Origin of the sequence: Virgibacillus sp. LDC-1 (assembly GCF_030137545.1) — a bacterium.
Classification (GTDB): domain Bacteria; phylum Bacillota; class Bacilli; order Bacillales; family Amphibacillaceae; genus LDC-1.
The window spans coordinates 58,723-76,084 of record NZ_JARUVL010000001.1; the positions used below are offsets into that span (position 1 = coordinate 58,723).

Consider the following 17,362-nt stretch of genomic DNA (forward strand, 5'->3'; position numbering starts at 1 on the left):
AATTAACTTATCTAATTAGTTGTCTACTCTTTTTAAATCATTCAAGCATTGAACTACATTTTTAAATCAGAAAAGACGCGTGTAGGAACTAGTACAATTAAATAATTTATTCTGATAAATAGTAAATAAACTGCACCCCAAATTAATAGATTATACCTAATAATTAGGATGCAGTTTATTTGCAAGGATGGGTTTCATATACTAATTAATTTCGCAAACTTCTTTATAGAACATTTCTATTGCTTTTTCATTATAAGATATAGCATCAAATTCCTGGTACACAGGTTTATTTAAGATGAAATTTTTCATCCCTTCTTGAAGTCCTTCTATACTGTTATCCACTAATAAGCCATACTGATCTTGTAACAATCCTCTTGGACCAGGGATATCAGTTGAGATCACAGGTATTTTAAAAACCAGTGCTTCCAAAATAACTAATCCTTGTCCTTCATAATTGGAGGACATAATAAAGCAGTCGCATTCGCTTAACAGTTTAAAAGGGTTCTGCATCTCGCCAACTAATATAATATGTTCTTCCAAGTTAAGGTGTTCAATCAATTTAATTAAATTACTTCTCATGGGACCGTTACCTATAATGTATAATTTTGTGTTTTTATACATTTGATTAATTTTCCAAAATGCTTTGATTAACTTTTGATGATCTTTTTCGGGTGAAAGGCGTCCAATTGTAACAAAATTTATATGATTTGGATTAGGCATTTTTATACCTTTTTTTATCATTATTCCTTTTTCGATTATATCTTGAACAAGTAAATATTTGTCATTCAAAAACTCTTCAACAGTAGATTCTTTAGCTAAATTTAGTATTCTTTTGTAATCTAATGTATTATCAACATTTACAATCTTAGTTGGATTCACATAATTATTTAACTTACTCTGATTGATTAAAGTGATATCTTTTGACACAGATACCAACTTATCAAAATGGTGATACAAAGGAAAAATAACTCTAAAATTCTTATGGAAAATCTTATTTCTTTCGCTATCTGCATGCATGTCTGAATGTAAGTAGATTACTTTCTTACGGAAATCATTGAAAGAAAACAGTAAGCACCAAAAAGGTGAATAACCAGAAAAGTCAATAGCTATATCAAATTCGGCGTCACCTAAAATTCTTTTCATTTCCTTTTTATAAAGCTTTTTAGGAATGTTATTTTTTATCATTTTTTTCTTTAGTCCAGAGTTCATAACTAAACTATGTCTGAAATATTCAAGCAAAGTAAAGTTAAATGTCCCCATTCGATATAATATATTTATATTTGGATTAAGCTTTTCCAAATTAGACTGAATGGTATCTGTAATCGTTCCACCGTGAACAATAGATATATTGTACTTTGAATAGTCAATGTTATTAAGTAAGCTCAATAAAGAGGTAGTAACACCATTGGTAGTAAAACCACCACCATAAATTAGAATGTTTTTCTTGGCTGTTTTTTCTAAATTAAAGGCGCTTTTACTTTCAACATTTTTAAAAATTATGTCCAATACTCTATTAGTCGCTTGGCCATCATCGTTATAACAAAATTCATTTTTCATTTGCGTATATTTATTCATATAGGTTTTATTTATATCGTCAATATCGACAATTGATTTAACTACTTCGTCAACGGTTGTACATAAGGGACCTGGTAAAGTTTCTAGATCTAAATATAGTCCTCTTTCTTTTGAATATGCATCCTTATCATACGTAAAGAAGATAATAGGACGATCTGTTACAAGGAAATCAAAGAATATACTTGAGTAATCTGTAATTAAGATATCAACTATTGATAATAGTTGATTCGTTTCTATCCAATCTGGAATACAAACCTCTCTTAAATACGCATTATTTTTAATTAACTTATACGTTAAATCATGAACTTTTAGTAATAAGATATAATCATCAGGCACTTTATTGTGCAGTTGTTTAATATGTTCACTTAACTCATCACCAATATCTGCATTTTTTCCGATTTCGCCTCTCCAAGTGGGAGCGTAAAGAATTATTTTTTTATTCAATTCGATATCCAGTATCTGTGCTAATTCTTTCCTAATTTCTTCTTTGTCAGCATTTAAAGTCAAATCTACTCTAGGATAGCCTGCATCAACTATAGTTCCATTAAAATGATCTCTTATGGAATGAGAATCAATAATTTTGTTATAAGTAAATCGGTTAGGATTAATAATATAATCAGCATGAAGAAAATTTCTAATAGCATTCTTATGTTGTCCCATTGTTCCTTTTACATCATTACCTAATGTTTTTAATGGTGTTCCATGCCAAGTGTTAATATAAACCTGATTTTCTTTTTTTTGAAAATAAAAAGGGAAAGTTGTATTATTTATAAGATACTTTGCCTTTGTTAGAAAACGAACATAAGAAAAACTATCTCTCCTTATAAATTTAACATTAGAAAACGTTCCATATTGTTTTGCATAATAATTGTTTGGATCATTAGATACCCATACAAATGTGTAACCTTTGTAATCATTTGAATTAATCATCTCTTTAAAAATGGCATATGGATTTCCTGCCATCTTACTTCCATGTGCTGTTTCGAACAAAACCATTTTACTGTTTAAATTTGAATACCGTAGATGATATGAGTAATACATTTGCAAACGAAAATTTCTGTTTCTAATTATATTAACGCAGGGACGTAAAAGAAATTTAAATATGTATTTAATTCGATTCAATTGATGTTTAAGACGCTTCAATGTAATCACCCCTAAATTGTAGTGTATCTCTTTTGTTGTAAAAAAAGTTGAATTGAAAATTAAAGTACTTTTAGTAAAATCACTTTCAAATTATACGTTAATTTAAATTACACATCAACATGAAGTTTAGTTATTATTCTAGAGTTATGTTTAGATGTGTTTATTATACTAAAGAAGCACTAAAAATTATAGTGCATCTAATGTACAACAAGAATATCTTTAGATCAAAGGCAATGATAAATACTAATAAAAATATGTTTTTATTCTATATATTACGTTAAGCTTTTCTAAAAAGGGGGGCAGAACAAATTTTAATTATATTTTTATTACTTATACCGTGTTTTCTAATATTTTCCTTTGCAAATCGCACATGCTATAATTAAGATGAAATATGAATGAAAATAAATCTAAAAAAATATCTTTTAAATGGTTGAGATGTAATATATTGTAAGAAATGTGACATAAAATACATACGTTAAAGTAGAATTATATAAACTGAACCATATAAAGATTTTAAGGGCAATATTTAATAATATTTTTAGGGTGAACATAAAATTGTATATTTATAATTGGTTAACCAAATTAAAAAGAAGTAGACTAACAGAAGTTATATTACAAATATCATTTTCAATAGCTAGTAAATTACCAGTAAAACAAGTAATTATGTTCGAAAGTTTTTTGGGGAAACAATATAGTGATAACCCACGAGCGATATATGAGTATTTAAAAGAACACAGAACTCCTTATAAAATGTATTGGAGTATTAATAAAAAAGATATAAAGCGGTTTGAAAGTTTTGATATCCAATGTATACCTCGGTTGTCTATAAAATGGATTATAATGATGGCTCGATCAGCATATTGGGTCACTAATAGTAGATTACCTTCATGGATTCCTAAACCTGAGCATACAACATACGTTCAAACGTGGCATGGCACACCACTCAAACGCTTAGCGGCGGACATGGATGAGGTTCAAATGCCAGGAACAACTACAGAGAGCTATAAAAGAAATTTTATTAGTGAGGCAAAAAAGTGGGATTATTTAATATCACCTAATGCATATTCAACAAAGATTTTTAAAAGAGCATTTGAGTTCGAAGGAAAAGTGATTGAGTCTGGTTATCCGCGCAATGATTATCTTGTGAATTTTAACAATGACGATACGATTTTAAAGATAAAGAGCAGATTAAACATCCCAAAGGATAAAAAAATTATCCTTTATGCTCCTACATGGAGAGATAATCAGTATCATGAGCAGGGTAAGTATAAATTTAACTTGCATCTAAACTTAAATAAAATGAAACAAGAACTCGGAGATAATTATCTTGTAATTTTAAGACTTCATTATCTTGTAGCGGAACGTTTAGATTTAAAAGACTATAATGGTTTCGTTTTAGATGTATCCCACTATCCGGATATAAGGGAGCTTTATTTGGTTTCAGATATACTTGTAACTGATTACTCTTCTGTATTCTTCGACTATGCGATTTTGGAACGTCCGATTATATTCTATGTTTATGATATCGATGAGTATAAAGATACTCTAAGAGGTTTTTATTTTAATATTGAAGAGAAAGCACCTGGTCCACTTGTTAAAACTACAGAAGATTTGATTGTAGAAGTGAATAATATCAATAAACACGGTTACACAGCTAGTAACATGCAAAAGCAATTTCAACAAGAATTTTCTTATTTGGAAGATGGAAATTCCTGTGACCGTGTAATAAATGAGGTTTTTAAAGATGACTTCTAGGGGTATATTAATTAGGCTTCGTTAGTTATTGTTTTTTATTTATGATGCTTGTATAATTTAATAACGTGAAATGAAAAACTCTTACTGTATTGAGAGGAAATATTGAATGAAATCAGCAATTATGGTTTTAAAAGAACAAATAGATAATTTTTACCTTATTAGAAGACTTTCATTGTATGAATTAAAAAGTCAAAATAAAAATAACTATTTAGGTATTCTTTGGGAGATTATTAATCCAACAATCCAGATATTAATTTATTGGTTTGTATTTGGTACGCTAAGGTCAAGTGAGCCCATCAATGTAAATGGCGAATATGTACCATTTTTTATTTGGCTATTAATAGCGTTTATTTTATGGATATTTTTTTATCAGTCTACGATTGAAGGATCGAAGTCGATATATTCACGATTGCTAATGCTATCAAAGATGAATTTTCCGATGAGTGTTATCCCTAATTATGTTATCTTTTCTAAGTTATACGTTCATATAGCTATGCTAATTATAACGATTATCTTTCTGCAGTTTTATGGATTTACAATAAGTATTTATTCTTTGCAAATTTTTTATTATCTTTTTGCTACTTTATGTCTTATTTTTTCTGTATCTCTTATTACATCTACATTGTCAACAATCATAAGAGATGTGCACATGTTTCTTAATTCAACATTGCGTATGGGATTGTATTTATCTGGAGTTTTATGGCCAATAGCAATTATAGGCAACTCAACCGTGATAGCTATTTTGAAGTTAAATCCCTTATATTACTTAATTGAAGGTTATCGCCATGCGTTGTTAGGGTCTAGTTGGTATCTAATAGATCATTGGCAGTATACGTTGTATTTCTGGGGTCTCATATTAGTACTGTTTTTGTTTGGTTCAATACTGCATATTAAGTTTAGAAGACACTTTATTGATTATTTATAAAGGCTTGTGATGATATGGATAAAGCGATAATCGTTCAAAACATAACAAAAAAATATAAATTATATAATGGAACAAAGGAAAGGCTACTGGATCTACTAACTCCCAAAAGCTATGGTGAGGATTTTTTTGCTTTGACTGATGTAAGCTTTGAAGCAGAAAAAGGGGACGTAGTAGGGTTTATTGGTATAAATGGTTCCGGGAAATCTACACTTTCTAATATCATTGCTGGTATTGTTCCAGAAACTATGGGTAGTGTTCAAATAACTGGCCAAGTCGCTTTAATTGCAGTTGCTGCAGGTTTAAAGGGAGATCTAACAGGAAGAGAGAACATTGAACTGAAATTATTGATGCTTGGTTTTAGCAAGAAAGAAATAATTGAGTTAGAACCATCAATTATCGAGTTTTCAGAGCTAGAGAAATTTATTGACCAGCCTGTTAAATCTTATTCAAGTGGGATGAGATCTCGTTTAGGTTTTGCTATTTCTGTTAATGTTGATCCGGATATTTTGATAATTGATGAAGCACTATCTGTAGGAGATAAAGCCTTTGCTGAAAAAAGCTTGGAGAAGATGAAAGAATTTAAGAAGCAAGGAAAGACGATGATTTTTGTTAGTCATTCCATTGGTCAAATGAAACAGTTTTGTGATAAGATTCTTTGGTTGGAATTTGGAAAAGTAAAAGATTATGGTGATGTAGAAGAGGTTATACCAAAGTATGAATCCTTTCTTAATGATTGGAAAAAAATGAATAAAATAGAAAGACAAGAATATAGAAAGAAAGCTATGAAATAAATAAATTATGATGACTATGAATGTATAATCTAAAAAGTTCCTGTAGTTAAACACTTAAAAAAGAGAGCGTTTTAACTACAGGTTTTTCATAGAGTACACTCATCACAAGAGTGTATAGATTGATAAGTGAACTAAAACCTTCTATTGTGGAAAAGCAAGTACCTTAAAGATCAAATTAAAAATCGCCGGCATTGCCGGCGATTACTTGTTATAGATATTATCTAGTAAGAATTTTTTTTGAAATAATGAAAGTAAAAGGGATTGGGATTACGGCTGCAATTAGAGGAGCAGCAAACTCATTCAGATTTAAAATACCAACTAATATAAATAATGAAAAAGTCGATACACTGTAATTCACAACATAAGTTAAAGGAAACTGGAAGAACTTTTTAAAAGTCGGTTTGGTTTTATATGTGAAATAACAATTTAAATAAAAGGATCCAATCATACTTAAAACAAATGCTATAGAATGGCTATAAATATATGCTATGTTCATACTCATTAGTAAAACATAGAGTATATAATAGTTTCCTGTGTTTATAAAACCTACAATAACAAAACGTAAAAAAGAATTATACTTTTTTAATAGAGACAAACTGTATGAACTCATAATTCCACCTTCAGCTTCTCAATCCTAGTTGTATCTTTCTCTGTCTGGTCGATGTTTGTTTCATTTATTAGATAATGTGGCCGGTTTTTTACTTCGTAAAAAATACGACCAACATATTCTCCAAGAACTCCAATGGAAATAAGCTGTATACCTCCTAGTAATAGAATTGAGGAAATAACAGTAAAGTAACCTGGCATATCAATTCCAAATAATATAATATTTATAAATGTGTATCCTATATATATTATATTTATTAGGGTAATAAAAAAACCTAAGTAAATAATTAGTCTAAGAGGCTTGCTATTAAAAGATGTTATACCATCAATGGCATAATTCAATAAACTTCCAAACTTCCATTTGCTTTCTCCTGAAACTCTTTCCTGATTTTCGTACTCAACTATTTTCGTCTTGAAACCAATCCAAGAAAAGAGCCCCTTTGAAAAACGATTATATTCTCGCATTGAAAGAAGATAATTAACCGCCTTTTTACTCAAAAGTCTAAAGTCTCCGATACCATCTATTAATTCAACATCAATTAATTTATTCACAAGTTTATAGTAGATCTTAGTAATATATTTTCTAGATATTTTTTCCCCTTTTCTTGTTCTTTTTGCAATTACTTGATCATAGCCTTCTTCATAGTTATTAATCAAGTCTAAAATTAAATGAGGAGGATGTTGTAAGTCAGCGTCCATAATAATAACGATATCTCCAGAAGCATTTTCCAAACCAGCAAGCATTCCGGATTCTTTTCCGAAATTACGAGTGAAAGAAATGTATTTTACTGCATCACTTGTTGTTGCTATTTCTTTAATTATATGGAGAGTGTTATCTGAACTTCCATCATCTATAAATAAAATTTCATAAGTATACTTTTCCTTAAGTAATTCTAGAATATTATTTACTTCAAAGTAGGCATCCCACAATGGGGCACTTTCGTTATAACAAGGTATAATTATTGATATTTTTTTCATTGTTACCCTCCAGAATTGATCCTGTAAATCAAATATTAATTATTCATTTTGAATTCATCGTAAGGTAGAAATTCTACTTTGGTATCTTCTTTTATATTATAAAAAAGTTTAAACATTAAATTAAAATGTTCGTTTGGAGGAGAAGACATCCACATAAATTGAGAAAAAGGTAATTTTGGCAAATTAATTATTTCTACATTTTTTTGGTTTTCTTGTTCTATTAAAGCTATTCTATCTCGCTCTGCTTTACCAATTATCGTGAAAATGGAAGCGTACGTTATTGCAACGAATAAAGCAATAGATAAGAAAACAGGTAACAACTTTTCATTTGTTTTATCTGTGTTACGAATATTATAATTATAAATTTCTAGACCGATCAACATCAAAAAGACTATAGGAGCTAGAGCTGCTCTTGGACCATAAGGTGTAATAAAAACAAACGGAGCAGATAGTAATACTACTCCAGATATATAATATAAAAGACGAGTCTTTATAGTTGAATCTTTAACATATAGAATAACAGTTATAATGATACTTAAAAAGTATAAGATGCTAAATATTGCTTCGAAGTCATTTGTTAATTCACCTAAGTATTCAAATCCTAGAATTCGTTTGAAAAAGAGGACATAGAGCATAAATCCAATATTAATAAAAATAAGCAACGGTTTTATTATATAATTGTTTCTCTTAGATGTTGTAACAAAATTTATAATTAGTAGAACTACCATTGTACCTAGAAAAACATTAACTAACGGATTTTCAATGAATAAATACTTGTACATATCACCTGTATAAGTATCGTAGATCCTTTGAAGTAATCCGGTTTCTTCTACTGGATCGTTTGATATAGTTCTATATGTATCAGTACCTAGAATGACATTCAAATAAGCCTTGTTAGTAAACATAATGATACTTCCAATTAACAACGATAAAAGATATAAAATATGTACAAGGAATACTTTTTTGTACTTTAAAAAACTATAAACTACAATGCAGCCTGCTGTGAATAAAGCAAATAACGAAACGTGTTCGACGATTAAAGGAGTAAGAATTCCAAGTGGAATTATGGTAAAGAGCAATCCCTTATTAGAAGATAGCGCCTGATCATCGATAGCTTTTTTTGCTATTAGCAAAAATATTAATAACAATACAATCGAAGGAACATAGTTAACAAAACCTGCTGTCCACCCATAAGTTTGAGCATATATGTTAGGTGGTAAAAGCAGTAATAGAATAAATGATAACAAATATGGAATTATATTTTTGCCGCCCCCGATAATTTTTCCTAATGCAAAGATTAAAAGAGTGGAAAATAATGCATGAATTAGATACCTTATAAATTCAGAACGTGTTACGATTAATTCAAGAATATTACTAAAATATCTACCATTATAACCATCAAAAAAACTTGTTAGTCTTGCAATTCCTCTGTCAGTACCCCATGTCCAGTCATCTCCTGTTAAAGGAGTGTTATAAGCCATGTAAAAATAGAAAAGAAATATAGTAACTAAAAAATAGTGGATACTATATTTTCTAATATTGATTTTAAACATTAAATACACCTCTACTTAAATTAAAATCTACATAAAATAATAGTTAAAAATGCTTAGATTGGTAATTCGATAGGGAGCGAACCTTTGATAAATAGTATGAAAGTAATATATTTCCTACTTTGGACATACGTTATTAAGTATAGTTTATTTTTGTTATCAAGTAAATAAAAACCAGTTAAGATTTGTGGGGGAAAAACACTTCAATAAAATAAAGATATTGTAAAACTTTTTACTTTCATGGACCCTACTTTTACCGAGATGCACTTGTAATTATTCCTATATATTCACATTATTTGTCGAAAGAATATTTTGAATTTAGACAGTTTTCTTTATTTTTGTTTGCTATACTAAAATTTACCTATGAAAGGAGGGAAGAAATGAACAAATATAGCTTCATTCTATTATCGGGAGGAATTGGGAAGCGGATGCAGGTGAATATTCCCAAACAATTTCTCCTACTCGCTGGAAAACCAATATTTATTCATATTTTAGAGAAAGTGGAATTGCTTGATGAAGTGGTAGAAGTGATCATGCCATGTCCAAAGCAATTTATCGAGAAGACAGAAGCGATTATCCAAGACTATGGGTTTTCAAAGCCGATTCACTGTATTGCGGGTGGAGAGACAAGGCAGGAATCAGTATATAATGGATTGGTTTATGCAAAAGGTGCTGATCATGTCATTATTCATGAAGCAGTACGCCCCTTTGTGACGGTAGAGCAGTACAAGCAATTAATGCATATTAAAAATGAAAACGTTATCTTTGGTTTGGATATTCCTTTTACTGTTTTACAAGGGAAAACGACTGTAGAAGGAAATTTACGTCGAGACCAACTAGTTAATGTCCAATTACCGCATAAATATAATGCAAAGCAATTATTGTATGCGCATGAATGTGCTCGGAAAGACCAACAAATATTTACAGAGGATGCAAGTCTCTATTATCATTACTACCATTCTACGATTGAAATACTGGCTGGTAGTGAATACAATATTAAAATTACTAAACCATTAGATAGAAAGATTGCAGAGATAATTTACAAGGATTATATATCAATGGGGGTTATTTGATGTCAAAAACATGTATTGTTACTGGGGCAAGTCGCGGTATTGGTAGGGCCATTGCGATTGAATTGAGTAATCAGGACGATGTATCTAATATTATCTTACTTGCGCGTACAGAAACAGGCTTGGAAGAGACATCTACGTTAATGAACAGAAACAAGCAAATTGAAATCATTCCAATCGACTTAACAGATTTTAATACTGTAAGGCAGGAAATACAGCATATTGGAGCGAAATATGGAAGTATTGATATGCTGATCAATGTGGCAGGCTATGCGAATCCGAAATCTTTATTAGAGACGACGGTGGAGGATTGGGAAAAAACGTATAAGATTAATGTGCATTCCTTATTTAATATTACGAAGGAAGTCGTCAAGTGGATGAAAAAGAATGGTGGCAAAATATTAAATGTTGCTTCAACTGCTGGAAGCTCTGCTCGTCCTGGATGGTTGGCATATGCTTCATCAAAAGCTGCCTTGATTAGTATTTCACAGACGTTATCAGAGGAGCTTTCTGATTACGGCATTTTAGTGTACTGCATATCTCCTGGGAGATGTGCAACAGAGCTTCGGAAAATTCTAGCGCCAGATGAAGATCCTACTACGATCATGCAACCAAGCCATGTAGGTGAAGTTGTTGGGCATTTATTGTCAGAGAGTGGTGTTTGTTTAGACGGACAGAATATCGTTGTTCGAAAGCAAGTGGTAAAAGTAGCTAAAAGGCAAACAGAGCAAACAACTTCTAGATAATTGAGGAGATTCTATGAACATAGTAGACATAATCCAAATTGGCTTGTTGATCCTTATATTCATTTCAGTAAACAAGTCAATGATAAAAAAAGGGCGATTAATTGGAAAACGCAGCATTGTTGTTGTGATTCATTTTTTATCTCGATTAATACCAAAATCCAATCGTTTAGTCGTGTTTGGCGGAGAAAGCGGGCAAGGATTTCGAGGGAATTCGAAGTATTTATTTTTAATGATGACAAAACACCCAGACCTTACCTGTGTTTGGATTTCAAAAAATGATCGCGTTGTTGAGCAATTACGAGCTGAAGGCTACCTTTCATGGAAGCATCATTCATGGCGTGGTATCTATTATCAGCTGCGTGCAACGTTAGTTGTGCATACTCATTCAATTAATGACGATTTTAGTAAATCCTTTTTAGGTGGGGCGATTTCCTATAACACTTGGCATGGAGTTGGACTAAAAAAAGTATGGGGCGCAAATAAGAGTACTTTTTCATATAAAGTGTTACATGAAAGTAATAAGTGGAAGCGGTTGTTCGGAAAGTTAGTCGTGCGAACCAATCAAGCGAAACAAAATTTTGTTGTTTCTACAAGCGAGCGTGTAAGCTCCTATTATCCAGAAACCTTTCTTGTTCCAAAAGAAAATGTATTAGAGCTAGGTCAGGTCCGAAACGATGTGTTCTTTACACATTCTGAAGAGGATCGTGAAATCCCAGAATGGATTCGCGATGAAAAAGTTATTCTATATATGCCAACTCATCGCAAATTTGGCAAATACGAGAAGAATATTCAATTAGTTATCGATTTTCGTGCATTAAGTGAAGCCTGCAAAGAGATGGGCTACCGCTTTCTCATAAAACGACATATGTATAGCAGTGGCGAGATACCGAAAGATTATGAGAACATTATTGATATTAGTAATTCCTCCTTTGATCCACAGCTTTTGTTAAAGTATGCAGACATCCTAATAACCGACTATTCCAGCTGCTATACAGATTATCTGCTGTTAAATCGACCTGTGCTGTTTTATGCGTACGATTTAGAAGAATATTTACAAAAATCGAATGAGATGTATTTTAATTATTTTGACGTCACTCCAGGTCCGAAAGTCGAAGGTTTCTCTGATCTATTGCTTGAATTAAAGAAAGCGGTAGCACAACCGAACTTATATAAAGAAGAAAGAGAACGAGTATTAGGTATATTTTATTCTAAGGAAAATCAGGGACAAGTATTAACCAAGCAAGTAGATTATATTTACAAAGAAATCCTTGGTATAGAAAGGTAGCGTTCTTTATGAGTTTGTTAAAGCTTTTCCCTACGCTAATCATTAAATTTATTCTTAATAGCTTTTACCGTTGCCTATGCTTCATCTTTAAGGTGAATCGTAATCGTGTTGTCTTTGCTTCCTATCGATCAACGGTATTAAAGGATAATCTGTTTTATGTTTATAACGAGATGAGAAATCAATTCCCAGAAAAAGAAGCAGTTCTTTTGTTTGCAACTTTTAAGGGAGGTGTAATGAGTAAGGTGAAATATACGCTTCATATGCTAAAGGGCTGCTATTACCTTGCCACATCAGGCTATTTTATCGTGGATGATTATTATATGCTTTTGTATTTAGTTAAGCCTAGAAAGGAAGTCCAAGTGATCCAATTGTGGCACAGTGCAGGTGCATTAAAGCAGTTTGGCTTAAGTACAGTTGGGAAGCCTTTTGGGCCAAGCGCAAACTATGTAAAGCATGTACCGGTCCACGGGAATTATTCAAAGGCATATGTAAGTGCGACAGAGGTGATTCCGTTTTTTGCAAACGCATTTGGGATGGAAGAGCACCGGATTAAACCATTAGGTATTCCAAGGTCTGATTTCTTTTATAACGAGTCGGAAATTCAAAAAGCAAAACATACATTTTATCGGAAATATCCAATGCTTAGTCATAAAAAGCTGCTATTGTATGCACCGACCTATCGAGGGAAAAGCCATCATCAAGAGGCTTATCAAGTTCCATTAGATTTAAATAAATTAAAAATGGCATTAGAAGGTGAATATGCCTTGCTTATTCATTTGCATCCATACATGCGGAACGATGTTGTACTACAGTCAGATGAGGAGCATTTTGTTTTTCCTATCGTGAATGAGTTTTCTATTCAGGAGCTGTTAGTGATTGCTGACATCTTAATAACAGATTATTCAGCGGTGTTTTTTGAGTATAGCTTGCTTCATAAACCAATGATTTTTTACCCGTATGATATGGACGATTATCAAAAAGAACGCGATTTTTATTATGACTACCAATCGCTAGTTCCAGGACCGATTGTCAGGAGTACGGAAGAACTAATCGATGTGTTGCGTAATAATTCGCTTTCTACTGATACACTAGCTGCTTTTCAAAGCAGGTTTTTCGATCACTTAGATGGTATGGCGTCAGAACGAGTTGTTCAAGACATCTTCTCTTGATAGTAAATTTTTAAACATCGATGCACACCTAACCTCACACGAGACGCTAACTTAATGTAAATCCAGAAGAAAAAAGGAACATCAGCTTAACGATGTCCCTCCTCTTATGATTCCACGCCAATTTGAAACACAGTCTTTTTATGATACAATTCTCCCGCCTCAAGTCGAATAGAGGATAAGTCATTATGCTGTAAAGAAGCGGGAGAGCCTTGTGTTTCAAAGCATACACCTAAATGCTTTTTAGATAACCCTCCTGCTAGCTTTAATCCTGTCTGTAATCCGTTGGCAGTATACATAACCATCCCTGGTTGATCTGTCGTTATTGTCATTGTCCGGCCACTTACAGGTTCAGTTACCTTCACTTGTTCTTTCTTATTTTCCTGAAAGATAAAATAATGATCATAGCCACCTCCAACAATTCTGTTCTGAAGATGGTCTGACGAGAAGCCATCTCGTAACCATCTTCCATTTCGAAAGTCAAAAGGAGTATTGGTCACCGCTAGTCTTTTCCCGGTCGGAATAAGTTCGTTGTCTAATTCCAGAGTTTCATCGCTGGCAATAAACACATGGTGGTTATGAACCGTTGTATCAAGCTTGCCACGCAGGTTAAAATAGCTATGGTTCGTTAGTGTTAATACTGTATTTTGATCTGATTGTGCCTGGTAATCGATTTCAAGTTCATTCGCGTTGGATAGCGAATAAGTAACAACTGTTCGCAAATTTCCTGGATATCCTCCTTCGCCATCACTTGCTTCATGTATCAGTTTCACACAAGCCATATTATCCGTAATAAACGTCTCTACATCCCAGACAACCTTACTAAAGCTATGCGCTCCCCCGTGCAAATGATGATTGCCTTCGTTTGTATCCAACCTATATTGGACTCCATCTAGTGTAAAGACTGCATTGGCAGTTCTACCTGCTATTCTGCCGATTAGCGCACCAAAGTAATTAGGGTTTTCAACATACTCCGCTAGATTATCATAACTAAGTACAATGTTTTCTCGATTTCCATCCTTGTCTGGTGTAATGATCCTTGTAATGATTCCACCGTAATTTAACAGGCTTACCTCCATTCCATGATCATTAACGAGTGTATAAAGCATCCATTTGTCGCAAACCTGCTTAGTTGCAATACGCATTCTGTTGACTCCTCTTTATGTATAAGAAATTAACAGGCAACCTAATTCTGCGCTGCCTGTTATCTACTTTCTTTCATTACTTTTTTAAACCATACTCTTAAGTCCAACTTTTTTAGCTGTTCACTGCATTGATAAAGCGTTGAAATGCTACGATGCCAGCATCTGTTTGTTTAAAAACACCTGCATCTTCAAGTACGCTGGCAAACTTTATGCCAAGCTCCTTTTCTACGATAGCATCTACAGTAGCTGGATCCTTCATGCTGCCATAAGTCGCTTTTAATTGAAGTGCCCATGCCTCATGGTGGGATGCCACATTACATGGTAAGTCTAATAAGAATTTTTTGAGCTCGGCGAGTTCATCCTTTAAACGAGCTGGAAGGACAGCAAGTCCCATCACTTCAATGAGACCAATGTTTTCTTTTTTAATATGATGCTTATCAGCATGCGGATGGAATATCCCCATTGGATAGGCTTCGGTCGTGCGATTGTTGCGCAGGACGAGATCAAGCTCGAATTCGTTATTACGTCGCCTTGCAATCGGAGTGATCGTATTATGACGCGTGTCCTCAGAATATGCCAGCACATTAGCTTCCATATCTGAGTAGTTTTTCCACACATTTAAAATGTGTCCACCTGCCTCAGCTAGCTGCTCGGGATTAGCACTGTTTAAGCGGATGACTGATAAAGGCCATTTTAATATAGCAGCCTTTACTGATGGAAATTCCTTTAGATCGGTCTTCATTACAGAAGCAGCATTGGTCATTGCAAATTCATAGCGCCCCGCTTGATAATGATCATGACTTAAGATAGAACCACCGACAATAGGTAAGTCTGCATTTGAACCAATAAAATAATGTGGAAACTGTTCTGTAAAGGCGATTAATCGTCTAAATGTAGCTTGATCAATTTTCATGTCCCGATGTTCTTCAGCGAGCAGAATACTATGCTCATTGTAGTACATATAGGGAGAATATTGCAGATACCAATTTTCACCAAGCAGTGGAATTTGGATAACCCGATGATTAGCCCGTGCTGGATGTCCAATCCTCCCGTTATAGCCTTCATTTTCTATACATAGGAAACATTTTGGATAGTTTCCAGATTGCTTTATGTCACGCTCTTTGCGAATTTGTTCGGGATCTTTTTCTGGTTTCGATAAATTAATCGTGATATCTAAATCTCCGTAAGCACTTTCTGCTTTAAAATGAATGTTCTTTTGGATCCGCTTCATTTGAATATAGTTACTATTTTTGCTTAATTCATAAAAGTAATTGGTTGCGGCAACAGGTGATTGGCTGTATTTTTCTATAAATTGTTGTTGGATGACGGAAGGTCTGGCAACAAAACAGTTCATTATATTTGCAGATAGGATTTCTTTATTGGCTAACATATCTTCAATGACATGTTCAGAAACCGCCCAATCAACGATTGCCTCTAAGAGTTCTGGAATGGAAGTTTCCTCTGCTTCAGGCGCATCTTCAGGAAATGAAGAAATTCCAAGCAAATGCATGATGCGATTGCGAACGTAAATACGATCAACTGGTGTGATGAGTTCTTTATTTATTCCTTCCTTTATTAAACTTGTAATATATGCGTAAATCATGTTGTCACATCCGTTTCATAACCATTTGGATGGGAAGAATGCCATCTCCAAGCGTCTTCCATAATTTTTTTGATAGAGGTTCTAGTGGGTTTCCAGCCCAAGATGTTCTTTGCTTTGTCCGAGCTTGCGATTAACGTACTTGGATCACCAGGACGCCGTGGGCCAAGAATAGCAGGGATTGGCTTGCCGGTTACATCTCTTGCTGCATCAATCATTTCCTTTACTGAAAATCCTTGGCTACTACCTAAGTTGAAAATATCGCTTTTTCCCCCATCAAGTAAGTAAGTGAGTGCGCGTAGATGGGCATCAATAAGGTCATCAACATGTACATAGTCGCGAATACATGTCCCATCAGGTGTATCATAGTCTTCACCAAATATCGTAATATGGTCGCGTTGTCCTAGAGCCGTTTGTAAAATAATAGGAACTAAATGGGTTTCAGGGCGGTGATCTTCGCCAATAATTGCTGTTTCTTTTGCACCTGCCACATTAAAGTAGCGAAGGGAGACATAGGTAATGCCATGCGCCTCAGCGGTCCATTTCATTAATTTTTCCATTGTTAACTTAGTCTCTCCATAAGTGCTTGTTGGGATTGTTGGCATTGTTTCGTTAATTGGAATTGCTTCAGGCTCTCCATAAGTAGCAGCAGTAGAAGAGAAGACGATATGTTTTACATGATGCTCCACCATTACTTGTAGCAATACTTGTGTACCATAAACATTATTGTCAAAATATTGGAGTGGCTTTTCCATTGACTCGCCAACAAGCGAGTTTGCCGCAAAATGAATCACAGCATTGATCGCTTCTTTTTGAAAGACGTCACGTAAGAAGGAAATGTCACGAATATCTCCTTGATAGAAAATAGCCTCTGGATGGAGTGCCTGTCGATGTCCTGTCTGTAAGTTATCGACAACTACTACATCATAGCCTTGCTCCTTTAATTGATAAACTGCATGGGAACCAATATATCCTGCTCCTCCTAATACTAAAACACGCATGAAAAGTCCTCCTCAGATTTATAGTT

At 33.4% G+C, this 17,362-nt stretch carries 13 protein-coding genes and 1 pseudogene; 7 read left to right on the top strand and 7 right to left on the bottom strand.

Annotation, left to right across the window (positions count from 1 at the left end):
• Positions 1–201: 201 nt before the first annotated feature.
• Positions 202–2,616: a glycosyltransferase gene (locus QBK89_RS00265; RefSeq protein WP_284139277.1), complete on the bottom strand. Its 2,415-nt coding sequence runs from the start codon at positions 2,614–2,616 to the stop codon at positions 202–204.
• A gap of 675 nt (positions 2,617–3,291) precedes the next feature.
• On the opposite strand from QBK89_RS00265, the pseudogene QBK89_RS00270 reads away from it, so the two are divergent.
• The 3 genes and pseudogenes from QBK89_RS00270 to tagH form a co-directional block, all read left to right on the top strand.
• Positions 3,292–4,473: pseudogene (locus QBK89_RS00270) on the top strand (CDP-glycerol glycerophosphotransferase family protein); the annotation flags it as partial.
• 106 nt (positions 4,474–4,579) lie between these two features.
• Positions 4,580–5,398: an ABC transporter permease gene (locus QBK89_RS00275; protein WP_284139001.1), complete on the top strand. Its 819-nt coding sequence runs from the start codon at positions 4,580–4,582 to the stop codon at positions 5,396–5,398.
• Between the two features lie 14 nt (positions 5,399–5,412).
• On the top strand, positions 5,413–6,189 hold the full coding sequence (tagH, locus tag QBK89_RS00280) for a teichoic acids export ABC transporter ATP-binding subunit TagH (protein WP_284139002.1): 777 nt from the start codon (positions 5,413–5,415) through the stop codon (positions 6,187–6,189).
• A gap of 217 nt (positions 6,190–6,406) precedes the next feature.
• On the opposite strand, the gene QBK89_RS00285 is transcribed toward tagH, so the two are convergent.
• From QBK89_RS00285 to QBK89_RS00295, 3 genes are read right to left on the bottom strand one after another with little or no spacing between them, the layout of a single operon-like run.
• Entirely contained in the window at positions 6,407–6,799 is a 393-nt protein-coding gene (locus QBK89_RS00285; protein ID WP_284139003.1) for a GtrA family protein, read from the bottom strand.
• Entirely contained in the window at positions 6,796–7,773 is a 978-nt protein-coding gene (locus QBK89_RS00290; RefSeq protein ID WP_284139004.1) for a glycosyltransferase family 2 protein, read from the bottom strand. Before QBK89_RS00290 ends, QBK89_RS00285 begins: the two co-directional genes overlap by 4 nt.
• A gap of 35 nt (positions 7,774–7,808) precedes the next feature.
• The gene (locus QBK89_RS00295; RefSeq protein ID WP_284139005.1) at positions 7,809–9,326 is read right to left on the bottom strand and encodes a DUF6056 family protein; all 1,518 of its coding nucleotides are present in this window, start codon (positions 9,324–9,326) and stop codon (positions 7,809–7,811) included.
• Positions 9,327–9,703: 377 nt separating this feature from the next.
• On the opposite strand from QBK89_RS00295, the gene QBK89_RS00300 reads away from it, so the two are divergent.
• From QBK89_RS00300 to QBK89_RS00315, 4 genes are read left to right on the top strand one after another with little or no spacing between them, the layout of a single operon-like run.
• Positions 9,704–10,396 (top strand): IspD/TarI family cytidylyltransferase, encoded by a 693-nt coding sequence (locus tag QBK89_RS00300; protein ID WP_284139006.1) that lies wholly within the window; start codon positions 9,704–9,706, stop codon positions 10,394–10,396.
• On the top strand, positions 10,396–11,139 hold the full coding sequence (locus QBK89_RS00305; RefSeq protein WP_284139007.1) for an SDR family oxidoreductase: 744 nt from the start codon (positions 10,396–10,398) through the stop codon (positions 11,137–11,139). Before QBK89_RS00300 ends, QBK89_RS00305 begins: the two co-directional genes overlap by 1 nt.
• Before the next feature lie 13 nt (positions 11,140–11,152).
• Positions 11,153–12,424 carry a CDP-glycerol glycerophosphotransferase family protein gene (locus QBK89_RS00310; protein ID WP_284139008.1) on the top strand — a complete coding sequence of 424 codons (1,272 nt, stop codon included), beginning with the start codon at positions 11,153–11,155 and terminating at the stop codon, positions 12,422–12,424.
• 8 nt (positions 12,425–12,432) lie between these two features.
• Positions 12,433–13,593 (top strand): CDP-glycerol glycerophosphotransferase family protein, encoded by a 1,161-nt coding sequence (locus tag QBK89_RS00315; protein WP_284139009.1) that lies wholly within the window; start codon positions 12,433–12,435, stop codon positions 13,591–13,593.
• Between the two features lie 104 nt (positions 13,594–13,697).
• On the opposite strand, the gene QBK89_RS00320 is transcribed toward QBK89_RS00315, so the two are convergent.
• The 3 genes from QBK89_RS00320 to galE all read right to left on the bottom strand — a co-directional run bounded on the left by QBK89_RS00320 (position 13,698) and on the right by galE (position 17,336).
• Complete coding sequence (locus QBK89_RS00320) at positions 13,698–14,735, bottom strand: aldose epimerase family protein (protein ID WP_284139010.1); 1,038 nt, start codon at positions 14,733–14,735, stop codon at positions 13,698–13,700.
• Positions 14,736–14,847: 112 nt separating this feature from the next.
• Entirely contained in the window at positions 14,848–16,338 is a 1,491-nt protein-coding gene (gene galT / locus QBK89_RS00325; protein WP_284139011.1) for a UDP-glucose--hexose-1-phosphate uridylyltransferase, read from the bottom strand.
• Positions 16,335–17,336 carry a UDP-glucose 4-epimerase GalE gene (galE, locus tag QBK89_RS00330; protein WP_284139012.1) on the bottom strand — a complete coding sequence of 334 codons (1,002 nt, stop codon included), beginning with the start codon at positions 17,334–17,336 and terminating at the stop codon, positions 16,335–16,337. Before galE ends, galT begins: the two co-directional genes overlap by 4 nt.
• Positions 17,337–17,362: the final 26 nt, after the last annotated feature.